General features: G+C 61.6%; 27 protein-coding genes. 2 read left to right on the top strand and 25 right to left on the bottom strand.

The genetic code is table 11. From position 1 onward, the window contains the following. Positions 1–3 precede the first annotated feature (3 nt). The 3 genes from C8N32_RS03790 to C8N32_RS03780 form a co-directional block, all read right to left on the bottom strand. Complete coding sequence (locus C8N32_RS03790) at positions 4–1110, bottom strand: site-specific DNA-methyltransferase (RefSeq protein WP_107891139.1); 1107 nt, start codon at positions 1108–1110, stop codon at positions 4–6. Between the two features lie 104 nt (positions 1111–1214). Continuing rightward, a complete protein-coding gene (locus C8N32_RS03785) occupies positions 1215–1829 on the bottom strand; it encodes a ribonuclease HII (RefSeq protein WP_107891248.1) in 615 nt (204 codons plus the stop codon). A 44-nt stretch (positions 1830–1873) separates the two neighbouring features. Then, positions 1874–2326 carry a hypothetical protein gene (locus C8N32_RS03780; protein ID WP_107891138.1) on the bottom strand — a complete coding sequence of 151 codons (453 nt, stop codon included), beginning with the start codon at positions 2324–2326 and terminating at the stop codon, positions 1874–1876. Between the two features lie 163 nt (positions 2327–2489). Here C8N32_RS03780 and C8N32_RS03775 point away from each other — a divergent pair, with 163 nt between their 5' ends. Together C8N32_RS03775 and C8N32_RS03770 are read left to right on the top strand one after the other, a co-directional pair. Continuing rightward, the gene (locus C8N32_RS03775; RefSeq protein ID WP_107891137.1) at positions 2490–2783 is read left to right on the top strand and encodes a hypothetical protein; all 294 of its coding nucleotides are present in this window, start codon (positions 2490–2492) and stop codon (positions 2781–2783) included. Beyond that, positions 2755–3459 carry a winged helix-turn-helix domain-containing protein gene (locus tag C8N32_RS03770; RefSeq protein WP_107891136.1) on the top strand — a complete coding sequence of 235 codons (705 nt, stop codon included), beginning with the start codon at positions 2755–2757 and terminating at the stop codon, positions 3457–3459. Before C8N32_RS03775 ends, C8N32_RS03770 begins: the two co-directional genes overlap by 29 nt. 193 nt (positions 3460–3652) lie before the next feature. Here C8N32_RS03770 and rpmD read toward each other — a convergent pair whose 3' ends face one another. From rpmD to fusA, 22 genes are all read right to left on the bottom strand, one after another. Continuing rightward, positions 3653–3841 carry a 50S ribosomal protein L30 gene (rpmD, locus tag C8N32_RS03765; protein WP_107891135.1) on the bottom strand — a complete coding sequence of 63 codons (189 nt, stop codon included), beginning with the start codon at positions 3839–3841 and terminating at the stop codon, positions 3653–3655. 12 nt (positions 3842–3853) lie between these two features. Beyond that, the gene (gene rpsE / locus C8N32_RS03760) at positions 3854–4426 is read right to left on the bottom strand and encodes a 30S ribosomal protein S5 (RefSeq protein ID WP_201132419.1); all 573 of its coding nucleotides are present in this window, start codon (positions 4424–4426) and stop codon (positions 3854–3856) included. Positions 4427–4433: 7 nt separating this feature from the next. After that, positions 4434–4793 carry a 50S ribosomal protein L18 gene (gene rplR / locus C8N32_RS03755; protein ID WP_107891134.1) on the bottom strand — a complete coding sequence of 120 codons (360 nt, stop codon included), beginning with the start codon at positions 4791–4793 and terminating at the stop codon, positions 4434–4436. 11 nt (positions 4794–4804) lie between these two features. Next, positions 4805–5338 (bottom strand): 50S ribosomal protein L6, encoded by a 534-nt coding sequence (gene rplF / locus C8N32_RS03750; protein WP_107891133.1) that lies wholly within the window; start codon positions 5336–5338, stop codon positions 4805–4807. Between the two features lie 10 nt (positions 5339–5348). After that, complete coding sequence (gene rpsH, locus C8N32_RS03745; RefSeq protein WP_201132418.1) at positions 5349–5747, bottom strand: 30S ribosomal protein S8; 399 nt, start codon at positions 5745–5747, stop codon at positions 5349–5351. 13 nt (positions 5748–5760) lie between these two features. Then, the gene (gene rpsN, locus C8N32_RS03740; RefSeq protein WP_107891132.1) at positions 5761–6066 is read right to left on the bottom strand and encodes a 30S ribosomal protein S14; all 306 of its coding nucleotides are present in this window, start codon (positions 6064–6066) and stop codon (positions 5761–5763) included. Between the two features lie 19 nt (positions 6067–6085). Next, positions 6086–6649: a 50S ribosomal protein L5 gene (gene rplE, locus C8N32_RS03735; protein ID WP_107891131.1), complete on the bottom strand. Its 564-nt coding sequence runs from the start codon at positions 6647–6649 to the stop codon at positions 6086–6088. Continuing rightward, the gene (gene rplX / locus C8N32_RS03730; protein WP_107891130.1) at positions 6642–6956 is read right to left on the bottom strand and encodes a 50S ribosomal protein L24; all 315 of its coding nucleotides are present in this window, start codon (positions 6954–6956) and stop codon (positions 6642–6644) included. The genes rplE and rplX overlap by 8 nt, the downstream gene beginning before the upstream one ends. 1 nt (position 6957) lies before the next feature. Continuing rightward, positions 6958–7326, bottom strand: coding sequence for a 50S ribosomal protein L14 (rplN, locus tag C8N32_RS03725; RefSeq protein WP_011567679.1), 369 nt, complete (start codon positions 7324–7326; stop codon positions 6958–6960). 68 nt (positions 7327–7394) lie between these two features. Continuing rightward, positions 7395–7628: a 30S ribosomal protein S17 gene (rpsQ, locus tag C8N32_RS03720; RefSeq protein ID WP_107891129.1), complete on the bottom strand. Its 234-nt coding sequence runs from the start codon at positions 7626–7628 to the stop codon at positions 7395–7397. A 15-nt stretch (positions 7629–7643) separates the two neighbouring features. Next, the gene (rpmC, locus tag C8N32_RS03715; protein WP_107891128.1) at positions 7644–7844 is read right to left on the bottom strand and encodes a 50S ribosomal protein L29; all 201 of its coding nucleotides are present in this window, start codon (positions 7842–7844) and stop codon (positions 7644–7646) included. Between the two features lie 91 nt (positions 7845–7935). Next, on the bottom strand, positions 7936–8349 hold the full coding sequence (rplP, locus tag C8N32_RS03710; protein ID WP_107891127.1) for a 50S ribosomal protein L16: 414 nt from the start codon (positions 8347–8349) through the stop codon (positions 7936–7938). A gap of 19 nt (positions 8350–8368) precedes the next feature. Then, positions 8369–9067 (bottom strand): 30S ribosomal protein S3, encoded by a 699-nt coding sequence (rpsC, locus tag C8N32_RS03705; protein ID WP_107891126.1) that lies wholly within the window; start codon positions 9065–9067, stop codon positions 8369–8371. Further along, entirely contained in the window at positions 9067–9447 is a 381-nt protein-coding gene (gene rplV, locus C8N32_RS03700; protein WP_107891125.1) for a 50S ribosomal protein L22, read from the bottom strand. The genes rpsC and rplV overlap by 1 nt, the downstream gene beginning before the upstream one ends. A 5-nt stretch (positions 9448–9452) precedes the next feature. Further along, positions 9453–9731, bottom strand: coding sequence for a 30S ribosomal protein S19 (gene rpsS, locus C8N32_RS03695; protein WP_107891124.1), 279 nt, complete (start codon positions 9729–9731; stop codon positions 9453–9455). Between the two features lie 3 nt (positions 9732–9734). Beyond that, positions 9735–10574, bottom strand: coding sequence for a 50S ribosomal protein L2 (gene rplB, locus C8N32_RS03690; RefSeq protein WP_107891123.1), 840 nt, complete (start codon positions 10572–10574; stop codon positions 9735–9737). Positions 10575–10668: 94 nt separating this feature from the next. After that, positions 10669–10965, bottom strand: coding sequence for a 50S ribosomal protein L23 (locus C8N32_RS03685; protein ID WP_107891122.1), 297 nt, complete (start codon positions 10963–10965; stop codon positions 10669–10671). Then, positions 10962–11582: a 50S ribosomal protein L4 gene (gene rplD / locus C8N32_RS03680; RefSeq protein WP_107891121.1), complete on the bottom strand. Its 621-nt coding sequence runs from the start codon at positions 11580–11582 to the stop codon at positions 10962–10964. The genes C8N32_RS03685 and rplD overlap by 4 nt, the downstream gene beginning before the upstream one ends. Beyond that, positions 11579–12304 carry a 50S ribosomal protein L3 gene (rplC, locus tag C8N32_RS03675; protein ID WP_107891120.1) on the bottom strand — a complete coding sequence of 242 codons (726 nt, stop codon included), beginning with the start codon at positions 12302–12304 and terminating at the stop codon, positions 11579–11581. The genes rplD and rplC overlap by 4 nt, the downstream gene beginning before the upstream one ends. Before the next feature lie 15 nt (positions 12305–12319). Next, complete coding sequence (gene rpsJ / locus C8N32_RS03670; RefSeq protein ID WP_037209276.1) at positions 12320–12628, bottom strand: 30S ribosomal protein S10; 309 nt, start codon at positions 12626–12628, stop codon at positions 12320–12322. Positions 12629–12684: 56 nt separating this feature from the next. After that, the gene (tuf, locus tag C8N32_RS03665; protein WP_107891119.1) at positions 12685–13860 is read right to left on the bottom strand and encodes an elongation factor Tu; all 1176 of its coding nucleotides are present in this window, start codon (positions 13858–13860) and stop codon (positions 12685–12687) included. Between the two features lie 85 nt (positions 13861–13945). Next, positions 13946–16087, bottom strand: a complete 2142-nt coding sequence (gene fusA / locus C8N32_RS03660) for an elongation factor G (protein ID WP_107891118.1) — start codon at positions 16085–16087, stop codon at positions 13946–13948. Between the last annotated feature and the right edge of the window lie 4 nt (positions 16088–16091).

The following is a 16091-nucleotide window of genomic DNA, read 5'->3' as shown; positions in this document are numbered from 1 at the left end:
GGGTCAGTTCGGGCGGTCGGCCATTTCATCCCGGATCTGCTGGCGCAACCGATCGATGGGCACGGTCTTGCCATCGCGGCGAAAATGCCAGTATGTCCAGCCGTTGCAGGAAGGTGCGCCTTCGAACGCCGCACCAACCTGGTGGATCGACCCCTTCACGTCCTCCCCGACCAGCGTGCCATCGGCGCGGACACGGGCGGTCTTGCCGCGCGGGGATGTCAGGACTTCGCCCGGGCGCAGCAGGCCACGCTCCACCAGTTGACCAAAAGGAACACGTGGTGCGGCCCGCTTCGAAGCCGTGACCGTCAGGGCCTCGGCATCCAGTTTGCGCACCCGGGAAAGACGCCTGGCGGCAAGGTCGCGGTAGGTGGTTTCGCGTTCGATCCCGATGTAATTGCGGCCCAGCATCTTGGCCACGGCGCCGGTGGTGCCGGTACCGAAGAACGGGTCCAGCACCACGTCGCCGGGATTGGTGGTGCCGACCAGAACCCGATGCAGCAGGGATTCGGGCTTTTGCGTCGGGTGAGCCTTGTCCCCCCTGCCATCCTTGAGGCGTTCATGCCCGGTGCAGATCGGCAGTACCCAGTCGCTGCGCATCTGGATACCTTCGTTCAGCGCCTTCAAAGCCTCATAGTTAAAGGTGTATTTCGCCCCTTCGGATTTCGAGGCCCATATCAGGGTTTCATGCGCGTTGGTGAGGCGCTTGCCGCGGAAATTCGGCATCGGGTTGGACTTGCGCCAAACCACATCGTTGAGAATCCAGAACCCCTGGTTCTGAAGCTCCGCCCCCAGGCGGAAGACATTGTGGTAACTGCCGATCACCCAGATCGCGCCATTGGGTTTGAGGATGCGGCGCGCGGCCTTCAGCCAGTCCCGCGTGAAGGCGTCATAGGCGGCGAAGCTGTCGAACTGGTCCCAGTGGTCGTCCACCGCGTCCACGCGCGAATTGTCCGGGCGATGCAGATCGCCCCGCAGTTGCAGGTTATACGGCGGGTCGGCGAAGATGAGGTCCACGCTCTCCTCGGGAAGGCGGTTCATCACCTCGATGCAGTCGCCGGGCAATACTGTATCTAGTGGGAGCACAGGCGCCCCCTTTGCTGGTTTCGTCATATCTGCCTCAATGGTTCGCGCCTGTTTTTGGCGTCGTGTTATGAGGCCAATCTGAGTCATGGGCGATTCAGCGTCAATTTATTTTTGAATCAAGAGGTTAAGACTTATCCACAACACAAGATGTTGTGGACGGGGGCAAAGGAACGTCTATGGTGGGGGGTGACGCCAAGGCTTTGCAGCGCCGCCAGATGCGTCCTGGTCGGATAGCCGGCGTTCTTTTCCCAGCCATATCCCGGAAAATCCCGTGCGAGTCCCGCCATGATCCGGTCACGTGTAACCTTGGCAACGATGGAGGCCGCGGCGATCGACAGGCTGCGCCCGTCCCCTTTGACCACCGCCTGACCGGGGCAGGGCAGATCACGGGGCAGCCGGTTGCCGTCAACCAGCGCCAGTTCCGGTGCGCGGGGCAGTCCCGCCACCGCCCGGCACATGGCAAGGTGGCTGGCCTGAAGAATGTTGAGCCGGTCGATCTCTGCGACGCTGGCATGGGCAACCGAAACCTCCGCACCGGCCAGGATCGCCCCGAACAGGGCGGCACGGCGTGAGGCGGTCAGTTTCTTGGAATCGTTCAATCCGGTCGGCAGATTGGCAGGGTTCAAGATCACGGCAGCAGCAGTGACCGGCCCGGCCAAAGGTCCGCGGCCGACCTCATCGACGCCCGCGACGATGCGAACGCCAGCAGCCTCTTCGAAAGAGAGATCCGGGGCGGGGGCCGTCATGATGCCATCAAGCGCCAATCCGCCCCCGCCCGCAAGAGCAAAGCTCAGTGTCGGGCGACGCGATAGCCCTTCTGCCGCAGGCAATGCGCCCCATAGCCAAGGCGATCCCCCCGGCGGGTTTCCACGATGACCTCACAGGCACGGGGCAGACGCCCGCGATAGCCTTGCCGTTCCAGGCAGCGTTGCCCAACAACCTTCCGCGTCGCCCCCCGGCGGGTTTCGATATGGCGCACGCAGGCCCCCGGCAGCGCCCGTTTGGCACGGGATGGCGCGGGGCGGATTATCTCCTGACGCGGACGGTGGGGTTCAACCCTCGGGCGGCGGTCGCGCTGTGCGCGGGGCTTGTCGTCTTTTTCCAGCCCCTTGACGATCACGAACAGGGTCGCCGCCCCGAACAGCGCCTTGGCAATGTCATCGGCATCCGCAGCGCGGGCAGGGGCCGCACCGGCAACAGCCAGCGACAGCGCGGCGACGGCAGAGACAAGAAATTTAGGCATCTCAGGGTCCTTTCCGGTTGGGGCAGAACGCCCCGGTTGCAATACACCGACCCTGCCGGCTGCCCCCGCGGACAGGCAATAACGCGCCCCGGTTATCGGGTAACACCCCCTCAAACGCGGCTTGTTATTGAATAGCGGCGCGATCCGCCCCATCCTCAAGACCATGAAACACTGCTTTGTCTTTCCCCTCGGGCTCACCGCCCTGCTGCTCGCCGGACCTGCACTGGCGGGATGCTACGCCGACTACAAGGCCAAGCAGGACGATCCCCTGCGCCTGCATTACGGCGTCATCGAACTGCCCGATTCCGCCTGCTCCGGGCCCGGCGCCGCACGGGACGAAATCGCCCGCCGGATCGGGCACGGCGGCTGGTCTCTTCTGAACGTCATGTCGCTGTTCGGAGAGGAGGGGCTGAACGAAAGGCGGGACAGTGCCGGACATTACTTCCTTCGCTACTGACGCCCGGCGCGGCCTTGGCCGCGTGGTCACGGCGGGCATCGTGGGCATCGTGCTCCTGCTGGCAGCCGCGGCGGGTCTTCTGTTTACTGCCCTGCCCGACGCCAACGCCTTCAACGCCCGCGTGGAACGTCTGTTCATGGAGAACGATGCGCTGACCGGCGACGCGGAATTACGCCTGCTGGAAATCCTTGCCCGGTCGGGAACCGCATTTTCAGATGTCCTGGCATCCTACAGGATGGTGATTTTCGTACTGCTTGTCTTTGCCACAGCCCTGTTGGTGGCGGCGCTGGTATTCCTGGTGGCACTGGTCGTGCTGAGCCGCCGGATGGAGGAAATCGCGCGCAAGGGGATTCAGGTTTCCTCGTTGCTCATCAGTCGGGAAGAAAACACCGTGTTCCTCAACAACATGGAGTTCCGCCTGACCCCCGCCGCAATCGAAACCCTCGCCGTCCTGGCCGAAGCCCGGATGGACGACGACATCCTCTCCGGCGCCCAGATCGAGGCCGTGATCTCCGGCCGCGCGGAACATGACTGCGACGAGGCCTCCGGCGCCACCCGCATCAAGCGCCTGCGCGATGCCCTGGGCAACCAGATCGTCAGCGAACTCCTGATCCGGAACATCGCCCGGCGGGGGTACATGCTGAGCGTCGAGAAGGACGTGATCCGCATGCTGTGACCGGCGGGGCAAGGGCCGGCCCCCGTAGCGTACCCGCCGACGCGCCCCCGGACGTATCGGAAGCATCCCGTGCCCTGCGCTCTGGGCTGGAGCGGTGCGGTGCGGTGCGGCAGTCGTGGCTGCACAGGGCAGAACGGTCAAACGCAAAACGCCCCGGCTTCTGACCGGGGCGGAGCGAAGATCCTTGAGAGGCTCAGCCGCGCTCTTCGACGATCTCTACCAGATGCGGAATCTTGGCAACCATTCCGCGAATCGCGGGAGTGTCTTCCAGTTCGCGCGTCTTGTGCATCTTGTTCAGGCCCAGCCCGATCAGCGTCTGACGCTGGATGGCCGGGCGGCGGATCGGACTGCCGATCTGCTTGACAACGATTGTCTTCGCCATGGGTCGGTCTCCTTACGCTTCGGCCCTGGCCGGGGCGTCTGCCTCGGCATCGGGCTTTCTCAGGATATCGGCCACCTTCTTGCCGCGACGTTGCGCAACCTGACGGGGCGAGCTTTCCTTGGAAAGCCCATCCAGCGTGGCCCGGATCATGTTGTAGGGGTTCTGAGACCCGATCGACTTGGCGACCACATCCTGAATGCCCAGCATCTCGAAAACGGCACGCATCGGACCGCCCGCGATGATACCGGTCCCGGTGGGAGCCGTACGCATCACCACGCGACCGGCGCCATGGCGCCCTTCCATGTCATGATGCAGCGTGCGGCCTTCCCGCAGAGGAACGCGGATCAGGTTCCGCTTCGCCTGCTCGGTCGCCTTGCGGATCGCCTCGGGGACTTCCTTGGCCTTCCCCTTGCCGAAGCCGACACGGCCCTTCTGATCTCCGACCACGACAAGCGCGGCGAAGCCGAAGCGTTTCCCGCCCTTCACGGTCTTGCTGACACGGTTGATCGCCACGAGACGATCGGCGAATTCCGGGGTTTCCTCGCGGTCGCGACGGTCCCGACGGTTGTCTTCTCTTGCCATCATCGTCTCCTTAGAACTTCAGCCCGCCTTCACGCGCAGCGTCGGCCAGAGCCTTCACCTTGCCATGAAACAGAAAGCCACCCCGATCGAAGTAACATTCCTCGACCCCGGCCTTCCTGGCGCGTTCGGCGATCGCCGCGCCAACCTTGGCAGCGGCCTCGGCGTTGTTCTTGCCAGCCACACCCAGATCCTTCTCCAGAGAGGAGGCCGCGGCAAGCGTCACACCGTTTACATCGTCGATCACCTGAACGCTGATGTTCTTGTTGCTGCGGTGAACACTCAGGCGCGGACGCCCTGCGTTCATCTTGCGAAGTTTGTTCCGGACGCGCAGGCGGCGTTTCAGGAACAGGTCTCTTTTGCTGTTTGCCATCTTTCGCGCCCTTACTTCTTCTTGCCTTCCTTGCGGAAGATATACTCGTCCTTGTAGCGAATACCCTTGCCCTTGTAGGGCTCCGGTGCGCGCCATTCGCGGATGTTAGCCGCGACCTGTCCGACGAGTTGCTGATCAATGCCTTCCACGACCACTTCCGTGGGCTTCGGCGCCGTAACGGTCACCCCCTGAGGTACTTCGAAATTCACTTCGTGGCTGTAGCCCAGCGACAGCTTCAGGACATTGCCCTGCATCTGCGCGCGGTAGCCGACGCCCTGAATCTCGAGTTCCCTCTTGAACCCGCTGGTCACACCCGTGACCAGATTCTGCACCATGCTGCGGGCCATGCCCCACTGCTGGCGGGCCCGCTTGGAGCTGCCGCGGGGAGTAACGGTCACATTGTTGTCTTCGACCGCGATGGTGACATCGTCGGTCGCGGTGAAGTTGCGGGCCCCCTTCGGACCCTTTACTTCGATGGTCTGGCCGGAGACGGACGCCGTAACACCCGACGGCAGCTCGACCGGTCTTTTACCAATACGAGACATTCCGACCTCCTTAGAACACCGTGCAGAGCACTTCACCGCCAACGTTGGCGGCGCGCGCTGCTGCATCCGACATCACGCCCTTGGACGTGGAGACGATGGAAACGCCAAGGCCCTGACGAACCTGGGGGATTTCCTTCACCCCCATGTACACGCGGCGACCGGGCGTCGAAACGCGTCTGAGTTCGCGGATCACCGGGGTGCCCTCGTAGTATTTCAAGGCGACTTCCAGTTCCGGCAGGCCACTGGTCCCGGTCACGGTCTCGTAGCCGCGGATGTAGCCTTCGTCCAGCAGCACATCCAGAACCCAGGCGCGCAGCTTCGACGCGGGCGTGCGCACCTTGGACTTGCCACGCATTTGCGCATTGCGAATCCGGGTGAGCATATCACCGAGAGGATCGTTCACAGACATCTCATTCCCCTCCTTACCAGCTCGATTTCACCAGGCCGGGGATCTGGCCCTGAGAGCCCAGTTCCCGCAGCATGATCCGCGATACTTTCAGCTTGCGGTAATAGGCGTGCGGACGCCCCGTCAGCTGGCAGCGGTTGTGCAGACGCGTCGGAGACGAATTGCGCGGCAGCTTCGCCAGTTTCAGGCGCGCCTTGAAACGCTCTTCCATCGGTCGCGCCTCGTCGTTGGCGATCTCCTTGAGCGCGGCCCGCTTGGCGGCATGTTTCTCCACCAGCTTCCGGCGCTTGATCTCGCGTTCGACCATTGCTTTCTTAGCCATGTTTTCTCTCCTCCCGCGATCAGCTGTTGAACGGCATGTTGAAATGCTTCAACAGCGCCTTCGCTTCCGCGTCGGTCTTCGCGGTGGTCGCAATGACGATGTCCATGCCCCAGACCTCATCGACCTTGTCGAAGTTGATCTCGGGGAAAACGATGTGTTCTTTCAGGCCCATCGCATAGTTCCCGCGACCGTCGAAAGATTTCCCGGAAACCCCGCGGAAGTCGCGGACACGGGGCATCGCGACGGTGATCAGACGATCCAGGAATTCATACATCCGGTTGCCGCGCAGGGTCACCTTGGCGCCAAGCGGCATGTCTTCCCGCACACGGAAACCGGCGATGGATTTCTTCGCCTTGGTCACGACGGCACGCTGGCCGGCGATGGTGCTCAGGTCTTCCTGAGCGGACTTGACCTTCTTGGAATCGCGAACCGCCTCGGCACCGGCACCGATGTTCAGAACGATTTTGTCCAGACGCGGAATCTGCATGTCGTTCTTGTAGCCGAACTCTTCCTTGAGAGTGGGGCGGATCGTTTCACGATAAAGCGTCTTCAGACGCGGGGTATAGGTGGCGGCATCAAGCATCGATCACTTCCCCCGATTTCTTGGCATAGCGGACCTTCTTGCCGTCTTCCATGCGGAAGCCGACACGGGTCGGACCACCGTCCCTGGGGTCGACCAGAGCAAGATTCGACAGATCGACCGGCATCGCCTTGGGCAAGCGTCCGCCCTGGGACTGTTGCGACTGGCGGGTGTGGCGAATCGCCATGTTGATACCGTCCACAACCGCCTTGCCGACTTTCGGGTCTACCGAGGCAATGGTACCCTCGCGCCCCTTGTCCTTACCGGCCAGAACGACGACCTTGTCGCCTTTTTTCAGCTTCGCAGCCATCTTACAGCACCTCCGGGGCGAGCGAGATGATCTTCATGAAGTTCTTCGCCCGCAACTCACGCACGACGGGGCCGAAGATGCGGGTGCCGATCGGCTCGTTGTTGTTGTTGAGAATCACTGCGGCGTTGCGATCAAAGCGGATGGCAGTCCCATCTTCACGGCGCACTTCCTTGGCAGTACGCACGACCACGGCCTTGCGCACGTCGCCCTTCTTCACTCGGCCGCGCGGGATGGCTTCCTTCACGGACACAACGATGATGTCACCCACCGACGCGTATTTCCGCTTGGAACCACCCAGGACCTTGATGCACTGAACCCGGCGCGCGCCGGAGTTGTCAGCAACATCCAGATTGGTCTGCATCTGGATCATGTGGTTTCTCCCGACCTATGGGGATGTTCCCGAAAGGGCCCCAGGGTTTCGATCAAACCGGGATGTGGTCAGGCTTGCGCCACCACCTCCCAGCGTTTCGTTTTGGACTTGGGCGCGCATTCCTGAATGCGAACCACATCCCCAACCTTGTACTGGTTGTTCTCATCGTGAGCCCGGTACTTCTTGGACTTACGAATCGTCTTCTTCAGAACCGGGTGCGTGAAGCGACGCTCAACCGAAACGGTAACGGTCTGGGCGTTCTGTTCGCTGGTCACGGTGCCTTGCAAAATACGTTTGGGCATCTTTTCAGGCTTCCCTTATTTCGCCGCCTGCGCGGCTTTTTCGTTCAGCACCGTTTTCACGCGGGCAACGTCACGGCGAACGGCACGCATGCGGGCAGTGTTCTCAAGCGCAGCGGTCGCTTGCTGAAACCGAAGGTTGAAAGCCTCCTTCTTGAGGCTCGCCAGCTCTTCGCGCAGCTGATCGGGCGTCTTGTCTCTCAGTTCCTGGGCGTTCATCGCCTCGTCCTCTCATCAGAAGTCACCAGACAGAGCCGGCGCTTTTCCAACAGAATAACCGGACCCCCGCCACCGGAGGTCCGAATAAAACTCACCAGTCTTCGCGCTGTACGATCCGGGTCTTGATCGGCAATTTCATCGCAGCCAGACGGAGCGCTTCTCTTGCCACAGTTTCGGATACGCCGTCAATCTCAAACATGACGCGACCGGGTTTGACCTTGGCCGCCCAGAAATCGACAGATCCCTTCCCTTTCCCCATCCGAACCTCGGTCGGCTTCGACGACACCGGAGTGTCGGGGAAAATGCGAATCCAGACGCGGCCCTGACGCTTCATGTGACGCGTCAGCGCCCGGCGCGCGGCTTCGATCTGGCGCGCGGTGATGCGCTCGGGCTGGGTGGCTTTGAGGCCGAAAGTCCCGAAGTTGAGCTCAAAACCGCCCTTCGCCTGGCCGTGGATGCGACCTTTGTGAAGTTTGCGGAACTTCGTACGCTTGGGTTGAAGCATGATGTCTCTCCTTCAGGGCTCAGCGGCGCGGACGGGACGGCCCGCCCTCCTGGAGCTCCTGCTGGCGACGGTCGCGGGCACTGGGATCGTGCTCCATGATTTCGCCTTTGAAGATCCAGACCTTGATCCCGATAATGCCGTAGGGCGTGGAAGCCTCGGCTTGCGCATAATCGATATCGGCGCGCAGGGTATGCAGCGGCACACGTCCCTCGCGGTACCACTCGGTCCGGGCGATCTCCGCCCCACCAAGACGACCCGCAACGTTGACCCGGATTCCCTGAGCCCCCATGCGCATGGCATTCTGCACGGCGCGTTTCATGGCCCTGCGGAAACTGACGCGGCGCTCCAACTGCTGCGCGATCGATTCGGCGACCAGCTGCCCGTCCAGTTCCGGCTTGCGGACCTCGACGATGTTCAGGTGCAGCTCACTGACGGTCATGTTCGCCAGCTTCTTGCGCAGAACCTCGATATCCGCGCCCTTCTTGCCGATGATCACACCGGGGCGCGCGGTATGGATGGTCACCCGGCACTTCTTGTGCGGGCGCTCTATGATGATGCGGCTGACACCGGCTTGCCGGCACTCATCCTTGATGAACTCGCGGATGCGGATATCCTCCAGCAGCAGATCGCCGTAATCCTTCGTATCGGCGTACCAGCGGCTGTCCCAGGTGCGGTTCACCTGCAGGCGCATGCCGATCGGATTGACCTTGTGACCCATTACACTTGCTCCTCGACCTGGCGAACCTTGATGGTGAGTTCGGAGAACGGTTTCACGATCCGGCCAAAACGGCCGCGCGCCCGCGGGCGCCCCCGCTTCATGACCAGATTCTTGCCGACATAGGCCTCGGCAACCACCAGTTCATCCACATCCAGGTTGTGGTTGTTCTCGGCGTTCGCGATGGCGGACTGAAGGCATTTCTTCACGTCCTGCGCAATCCGTTTCTTCGAGAAAGTCAAGTCGGCCAACGCCGTCTCGACCTTTTTGCCCCGTATCATCGCGGCGACCAGATTCAGTTTCTGCGGTGAGGTGCGAAGCATGCGGGCCTTGGCCATCGCTTCGTTCTCGGCCACGCGGCGGGGGTTTTTAGCCTTACCCATGACGCTTACCTCTTTTTCGCTTTTTTGTCGGCCGCGTGACCGTAATAGGTCCGCGTCGGCGAATATTCACCGAATTTCTGGCCGATCATGTCTTCGGTCACCAGCACGGGGATATGCTTCTTGCCATTGTAGACGCCAAAGGTGAGGCCCACGAATTGCGGCAGAATCGTCGAGCGGCGCGACCAGATCTTGATGATTTCCTTGCGACCCGACTCGCGGGCTTTCTCGGCCTTCCTGAGGACATAAGAGTCGACAAAAGGGCCTTTCCAAACAGAACGTGCCATGACTTAGCGACCCTTCTTGCGAGCGTGGCGTGAGCGGATGATGAACTTGTCCGTCGCCTTGTTCCGGCGCGTACGCGCGCCCTTGGTGGGCTTGCCCCAAGGCGTCACCGGATGACGGCCCCCCGAGGTCCGGCCTTCACCACCGCCATGGGGGTGATCGATCGGGTTCATGACGACACCGCGGACCGACGGACGCTTGCCCAGATGACGGTTGCGCCCGGCCTTGCCAAGGTTCTGGTTCGAATTGTCCGGGTTCGACACGGCACCGATGGTGCACATGCATTCCTGGCGAACCATACGCAATTCGCCCGAAGACAGGCGGATCTGGGCGTAACCACCATCGCGGCCAACGAACTGGGCGTAGGTACCCGCAGCGCGGGCCAGCTGACCGCCCTTGCCAGGCTTCAGTTCCACGTTGTGAACAATTGTCCCGATCGGCAGGCCGGAGAAAGGCATCGCATTCCCCGGCTTCACGTCAGCCTTGGCAGAGGCGATCACCATGTCGCCGACGCCAAGACGCTGCGGTGCGAGAATGTAGGCCTGTTCGCCGTCTTCATAGCGGATCAGAGCGATAAAGGCCGTCCGGTTCGGATCATACTCGATCCGCTCCACAGTGGCCGGAATATCAAACTTCGTACGCTTGAAATCGACGATACGGTAAAGACGCTTCGCGCCACCGCCACGCCGGCGCATCGTGATCCGTCCGGTGTTGTTCCGGCCGCCCTTCTTGGTCAACCCCTCCGTGAGGGATTTGACCGGACGCCCTTTCCAAAGCTCCGAACGGTCGATCAGAACCAGCCCACGCTGGCCCGGCGTCGTCGGTTTATACGACTTGAGTGCCATGCTTTCTGTCTTCCGTCAGCTTGGAGGCAAATGCCCCGGGTTACAAATGGCCCGGCCCCGGGCGAACCCGGGGCCGGAGATTCGGCGCCTTCTATCAAAGACCGGTGGTCACGTCGATAGTATTTCCCTCTTCGAGGGTCACATAGGCTTTCTTCACGTCGCGGCGGCGGCCCATAAGGCCCCGAAACCGTTTCGCCTTGCCCTTGGCGATCGTCGTATTCACGGCCTTCACCTTCACACCGAAAAGGCTCTCGACAGCTTCCTTGATCTGGGGCTTGTTCGCACCCATCGCCACCTCGAACACCACGGCGCCGTTTTCGGACGCCAGGGTGGCTTTCTCAGTGATGACCGGCTTGCGGATCACATCGTAATGTTCGGGCTTCACGCTCATTTCAGTCGGGCCTCCAGTGCTTCGACACCGGCCTTCGTGATCACCAGCGTGTCACGGCGCAGGATGTCGTAGACGTTCGCACCCACCGACGGCAGAACATCGAGACCTTCGATGTTGCGCGCGGCCTGTGCGAAGTTTTCGTTCACGCTGACCCCATCGATCACCAGCGCGCGCTTCCAGCCCAGGGCCTTGACCGACTTCGCCAGAAGCGAGGTTTTGGCTTCGGCGATCTCGGCGCTGTCCAGCACAACCAGTTCACCGGCTTTCGCCTTGACGCTCAGCGCATGGCGCAAACCCAGCTTGCGGAATTTCTTCGGCAGGTCATGGGCATGGCTGCGCGGGGTCGGCCCCTTGTACACACCACCTTTGCGAAAGATCGGCGCGTTGCGATCCCCGTGGCGGGCACCCCCGGTGCCCTTCTGACGGTAAATCTTCTTGGTCGAGTAGCTGGTCTCAGACCGGGTTTTCACCTTGTGGGTACCAGCCTGCGCCTTGTTGCGCTGCCAGCGAACCACACGGTGCAGGATATCGGCGCGCGGATCCAGACCGAAGATCTCGTCACCGAGATCGACGGTTCCGGCCTTGGCGCCATCCAGCTTGATCACGTCAAGTTTCATTCTTCGCCTCCTTCGGCCGGCGCTTCGGCAGCGGCGGCCTCAGCCTTGGCCGATTTCAGGGCCGCAGGCAGAACCACGTTTTCCGGAACCGGCTTTTTCACCGCATCCTTGATGGTCACCCAACCGCCCTTGGCACCGGGAACCGCCCCTTTGATCATGATCAGCCCACGTTCGGAATCGGTTTTGACAACCTGCAGGTTTTGCGTGGTCACACGGGCAGCGCCCATATGGCCGGCCATCTTCTTGCCCTTGAACACGCGGCCCGGATCCTGACACTGGCCAGTCGAACCGTGCGAGCGGTGGCTGATCGACACCCCGTGGCTGGCCCGCAGACCGCCGAAGTTGTGCCGCTTCATCGCACCGGCAAAGCCCTTGCCGATCGAGGTCCCGGAAACGTCCACATACTGACCTTCGAAATAGTGATCCGCGGTAATCTCCTCGCCTACGGCGATCAGGTTTTCCGGGGCCACGCGAAACTCGGCCACCTTGCGTTTCGGGGCCACGCTGGCCTTGGCAAAATGCCCGCGCATCGGGGCGGATACCCGCTTGGCCTTGGCCGTACCGGCCCCCAGCTGAACCGCGGTGTAACCGTCGGTCTCGGCAGTGCGCTGTGCAACGACCTGACAGCCGTCAAGCTGAAGGACCGTCACGGGAATCTGCTTCCCGTCCTCCATGAACAGCCGGGTCATGCCGACTTTCTTTGCAATTACTCCAGAGCGCATCTCTCCGTGCCCTCCTTAAACCTTGATCTCGACATCGACACCGGCGGCAAGATCGAGCTTCATGAGCGCGTCCACCGTCTGCGGGGTCGGGTCGATGATGTCGAGAAGCCGCTTGTGCGTGCGGATTTCCCACTGATCACGGGACTTCTTGTCGACGTGGGGACCACGAAGAACCGTGAATTTCTCAATCTTGTTCGGCAGCGGAATGGGCCCGCGCACCTGTGCACCGGTCCGCTTGGCCGTGTTGACGATTTCCTGCGTGCTGGCATCCAGAACGCGGTAGTCAAAGGCCTTCAGCCGAATGCGGATATTCTGACTTTGCATGTTTCTAGCCCTTCAGGCTGAAGGGCGGGCACCACGGCCCGCCCGGCCATTTGCGGTTACTCGATGATTTTGGAGACGACGCCTGCGCCGACGGTACGTCCGCCTTCGCGGATGGCGAAGCGCAGTTTCTCTTCCATCGCGATCGGCGCAATCAGTTCGACCTTGAACGACACGTTGTCCCCCGGCATCACCATCTCGGTGCCTTCGGCCAGTTGCACGGTGCCGGTCACATCCGTCGTGCGGAAGTAGAACTGCGGACGGTAGTTCGCGAAGAACGGCGTGTGACGGCCGCCCTCATCCTTCGTCAGGATGTAGGCCTCCGCCTCGAACTTCGTGTGCGGCGTCACCGAACCGGGCTTGCACAGCACCTGGCCACGCTCAACCTGGTCACGGTCGATCCCCCGCAAAAGCGCCCCGATGTTGTCTCCAGCCTCGCCTCGGTCCAGAAGCTTGCGGAACATCTCAACGCCCGTGCAGGTCGTCTTCTGCGTCGCCTTGATCCCGACAATCTCAACCTCGTCGCCAACGTTGATGACCCCGCGCTCAACTCGGCCCGTCACAACCGTGCCACGGCCCGAAATCGAGAAAACGTCCTCAACCGGCATCAAAAACGGCTGATCAACCGCACGCTCGGGCGTCGGAATGTAATCGTCAACCGCTGTCATCAACTCACGGATCTTGTTTTCCCCAATCTCGGGATCGCGCCCCTCCATCGCGGCAAGTGCAGATCCCGCCACAATCGGAATGTCGTCGCCGGGATACTCATACGAAGACAGAAGCTCGCGAACCTCCATCTCGACAAGCTCCAGAAGCTCCGCGTCGTCAACCTGATCAACCTTGTTCAGAAAAACGACCATCGCCGGAATGCCAACCTGGCGGCCAAGAAGAATGTGCTCTCGCGTCTGCGGCATCGGACCGTCAGCAGCGTTCACAACCAAAATCGCGCCGTCCATCTGCGCCGCGCCCGTGATCATGTTCTTCACGTAGTCCGCGTGACCGGGGCAGTCCACATGCGCGTAGTGACGGTTCTCCGTCTCGTACTCAACATGCGCCGTCGAAATCGTGATCCCGCGTGCCTTCTCCTCAGGCGCGCCATCAATCTGGTCATACGCCCGAAAATCCCCGAAATACTTCGTGATCGCAGCCGTCAGCGTCGTCTTCCCGTGGTCAACGTGACCAATCGTGCCGATGTTAACGTGCGGTTTCGTACGTTCAAACTTTGCCTTAGCCATTATGGCCTCCTTGGTTTCGGTGTCGGTGCGTGCACGGCACGCACCCTACGGGGTGGTAGGGTGCGCCCAAAGGCGCACCGAAAAATCACGCGTACTTCGCCTGAATCTCTTCGCTGATATTCTGCGGTACCGGCTCATAGTGATCGAACTGCATCGTGAACTGCGCGCGGCCCGAGGACATCGAGCGCAGGGTGTTGATGTAGCCGAACATGTTGGCCAGCGGCACGAAGGCATTGATGACGATCGCATTGCCGCGAGTCTCCTGCCCCTGCACCTGGCCACGCCGCGAGGTCAGGTCGCCGATGATGCCGCCGGTGTATTCCTCCGGGGTCACGACCTCGACCTTCATGATCGGCTCAAGCAGCTTGGCACCGGCCTTCTTCAGGCCTTCGCGCATGGCGGCCCGTGCCGCGATCTCGAACGCCAGAACGCTGGAGTCCACATCGTGGTAGGCCCCATCGATCAGCGCGACCTTGAAGTCGATCACCGGGAACCCGGCCAGCGGACCCGAATCCATGACCGACTGGATGCCCTTTTCGACGCCGGGAACGTATTCCTTCGGCACGGCGCCGCCAACGATACGGGATTCGAAGCTGTAGCCTTCGCCCGGCTCGGTCGGAGCCAGAACCATCTTGACGCGCGCGAACTGACCGGACCCGCCCGACTGCTTCTTGTGCGTGTAGTCGATCTCGGCCTCATGGCTGATGGTCTCACGATAGGCCACCTGCGGCGCCCCGATATTCGCCTCGACCTTGAATTCCCGCTTCAGACGATCGACAAGGATATCCAGGTGAAGTTCGCCCATACCCTTCATGATGGTCTGGCCGGACTCGATGTCGGTTTCGACACGGAAGGACGGGTCTTCGGCGGCCAGACGCGCCAGCCCCTGGGACATCTTCTCCTGGTCGGCCTTGGTTTTCGGCTCTACCGCAATCTCGATCACCGGATCCGGGAAGGTCATGGTCTCCAGAACCACCGGCGCTTTCGGATCGCACAGGGTGTCGCCCGTCGTAGTATCCTTCAGACCGGCCAGCGCGATGATGTCGCCGGACCCCGCCCATTCGATCTCTTCGCGCGAGTTGGAGTGCATCATCATCATACGCCCGATGCGTTCGCGCTTGCCTTTTGTGGAGTTCAGGACGCTGCCACCCTTCTCCAGGCGACCCGAATAAACCCGCGTGAAGGTCAACGAACCGACGAACGGGTCGTTCATGATCTTGAACGCCAGCCCGGCGAAAGGCTCATCGTCGCCCGGCTTGCGGGCGATGTTGCGGGTTTCGCTCTCATCATCGGGCGAGAAGCCCATGTAAGGCGGAACGTCCAGAGGACCCGGCAAGTAGTCGATCACCGCGTTCAGCAACGGCTGCACACCCTTGTTCTTGAAGGCGGACCCACACAGAACCGGCACGAAAGTCATGCTCAGCGTGCCCTTGCGGATCAACTCGCGCAGGGTGGCGATATCGGGCTCGTTGCCTTCGAGATAGGCCTCCATCGCGTCGTCGTCCATTTCGACGGCGAGTTCGACCAGTTCGGCGCGCATTTCCTCCGCCTTGTCCTTCAGGTCATCGCGGATGTCCTGAATGACCCAGCTTGCGCCCAGATCTTCACCTTTCCAGACCCATTCCTTCATCGTCACAAGATCGACAATACCTTCCAGCGCGTCTTCCGCGCCGATGGGCATCTGGATCGGCGCCGGGGTCGCCCCGGTGCGGTCCTTGATCATGCGGACGCAATTGAAGAAATCGGCACCGATCTTGTCCATCTTGTTGACGAACACAACGCGCGGCACCTTGTAGCGGTCAGCCTGCCGCCAGACGGTTTCGGTCTGCGGTTCGACACCGGCGTTGGCGTCCAGAACGGCCACGGCCCCGTCCAGAACGGCCAGAGAACGCTCCACCTCGATGGTGAAATCGACGTGGCCGGGGGTGTCGATGATGTTGAAGCGGAACTTGGCCCCCTGAACGTCATCCCCGTAATCGGAGGTCGGCGTCTTGCCGTCCTCGGTGCGGAACCAGAAGGTCGTGGTCGCCGCCGAGGTGATGGTGATGCCGCGCTCCTGCTCCTGCTCCATCCAGTCCATGGTGGAGGCCCCGTCATGGGTCTCCCCCATCTTGTGGGATTTGCCGGTGTAGAACAGGATACGCTCGGTGCAGGTGGTTTTCCCCGCATCGATATGGGCCATGATACCGAAGTTACGGTACCGTTCCAGAGAGTATTCGCGTGCCATCGGT

The organism is Rhodovulum imhoffii, from assembly GCF_003046545.1.
Lineage (GTDB): Bacteria > Pseudomonadota > Alphaproteobacteria > Rhodobacterales > Rhodobacteraceae > Rhodovulum > Rhodovulum imhoffii.
Note: the sequence above shows the minus strand (reverse complement) of the source record. Positions and strands in the feature narration are given on the sequence as shown.

Excerpts from the sequence above, each read along its gene's own strand:
- C8N32_RS03790 (WP_107891139.1), bottom strand. The coding sequence starts at position 1,110 with ATGACGAAACCAGCAAAGGGGGCGCCTGTGCTCCCACTAGATACAGTA.
- C8N32_RS03785 (WP_107891248.1), bottom strand. The coding sequence starts at position 1,829 with ATGACGGCCCCCGCCCCGGATCTCTCTTTCGAAGAGGCTGCTGGCGTT.
- C8N32_RS03780 (WP_107891138.1), bottom strand. The coding sequence starts at position 2,326 with ATGCCTAAATTTCTTGTCTCTGCCGTCGCCGCGCTGTCGCTGGCTGTT.
- C8N32_RS03775 (WP_107891137.1), top strand. The coding sequence starts at position 2,490 with ATGAAACACTGCTTTGTCTTTCCCCTCGGGCTCACCGCCCTGCTGCTC.
- rpmD (WP_107891135.1), bottom strand. The coding sequence starts at position 3,841 with ATGGCGAAGACAATCGTTGTCAAGCAGATCGGCAGTCCGATCCGCCGC.
- rpsE (WP_201132419.1), bottom strand. The coding sequence starts at position 4,426 with ATGATGGCAAGAGAAGACAACCGTCGGGACCGTCGCGACCGCGAGGAA.
- rplR (WP_107891134.1), bottom strand. The coding sequence starts at position 4,793 with ATGGCAAACAGCAAAAGAGACCTGTTCCTGAAACGCCGCCTGCGCGTC.
- rplF (WP_107891133.1), bottom strand. The coding sequence starts at position 5,338 with ATGTCTCGTATTGGTAAAAGACCGGTCGAGCTGCCGTCGGGTGTTACG.
- rpsH (WP_201132418.1), bottom strand. The coding sequence starts at position 5,747 with ATGTCTGTGAACGATCCTCTCGGTGATATGCTCACCCGGATTCGCAAT.
- rpsN (WP_107891132.1), bottom strand. The coding sequence starts at position 6,066 with ATGGCTAAGAAAGCAATGGTCGAACGCGAGATCAAGCGCCGGAAGCTG.
- rplE (WP_107891131.1), bottom strand. The coding sequence starts at position 6,649 with ATGCTTGATGCCGCCACCTATACCCCGCGTCTGAAGACGCTTTATCGT.
- rplX (WP_107891130.1), bottom strand. The coding sequence starts at position 6,956 with ATGGCTGCGAAGCTGAAAAAAGGCGACAAGGTCGTCGTTCTGGCCGGT.
- rplN (WP_011567679.1), bottom strand. The coding sequence starts at position 7,326 with ATGATCCAGATGCAGACCAATCTGGATGTTGCTGACAACTCCGGCGCG.
- rpsQ (WP_107891129.1), bottom strand. The coding sequence starts at position 7,628 with ATGCCCAAACGTATTTTGCAAGGCACCGTGACCAGCGAACAGAACGCC.
- rpmC (WP_107891128.1), bottom strand. The coding sequence starts at position 7,844 with ATGAACGCCCAGGAACTGAGAGACAAGACGCCCGATCAGCTGCGCGAA.
- rplP (WP_107891127.1), bottom strand. The coding sequence starts at position 8,349 with ATGCTTCAACCCAAGCGTACGAAGTTCCGCAAACTTCACAAAGGTCGC.
- rpsC (WP_107891126.1), bottom strand. The coding sequence starts at position 9,067 with ATGGGTCACAAGGTCAATCCGATCGGCATGCGCCTGCAGGTGAACCGC.
- rplV (WP_107891125.1), bottom strand. The coding sequence starts at position 9,447 with ATGGGTAAGGCTAAAAACCCCCGCCGCGTGGCCGAGAACGAAGCGATG.
- rpsS (WP_107891124.1), bottom strand. The coding sequence starts at position 9,731 with ATGGCACGTTCTGTTTGGAAAGGCCCTTTTGTCGACTCTTATGTCCTC.
- rplB (WP_107891123.1), bottom strand. The coding sequence starts at position 10,574 with ATGGCACTCAAGTCGTATAAACCGACGACGCCGGGCCAGCGTGGGCTG.
- C8N32_RS03685 (WP_107891122.1), bottom strand. The coding sequence starts at position 10,965 with ATGAGCGTGAAGCCCGAACATTACGATGTGATCCGCAAGCCGGTCATC.
- rplD (WP_107891121.1), bottom strand. The coding sequence starts at position 11,582 with ATGAAACTTGACGTGATCAAGCTGGATGGCGCCAAGGCCGGAACCGTC.
- rplC (WP_107891120.1), bottom strand. The coding sequence starts at position 12,304 with ATGCGCTCTGGAGTAATTGCAAAGAAAGTCGGCATGACCCGGCTGTTC.
- rpsJ (WP_037209276.1), bottom strand. The coding sequence starts at position 12,628 with ATGCAAAGTCAGAATATCCGCATTCGGCTGAAGGCCTTTGACTACCGC.
- tuf (WP_107891119.1), bottom strand. The coding sequence starts at position 13,860 with ATGGCTAAGGCAAAGTTTGAACGTACGAAACCGCACGTTAACATCGGC.
- fusA (WP_107891118.1), bottom strand. The coding sequence starts at position 16,087 with ATGGCACGCGAATACTCTCTGGAACGGTACCGTAACTTCGGTATCATG.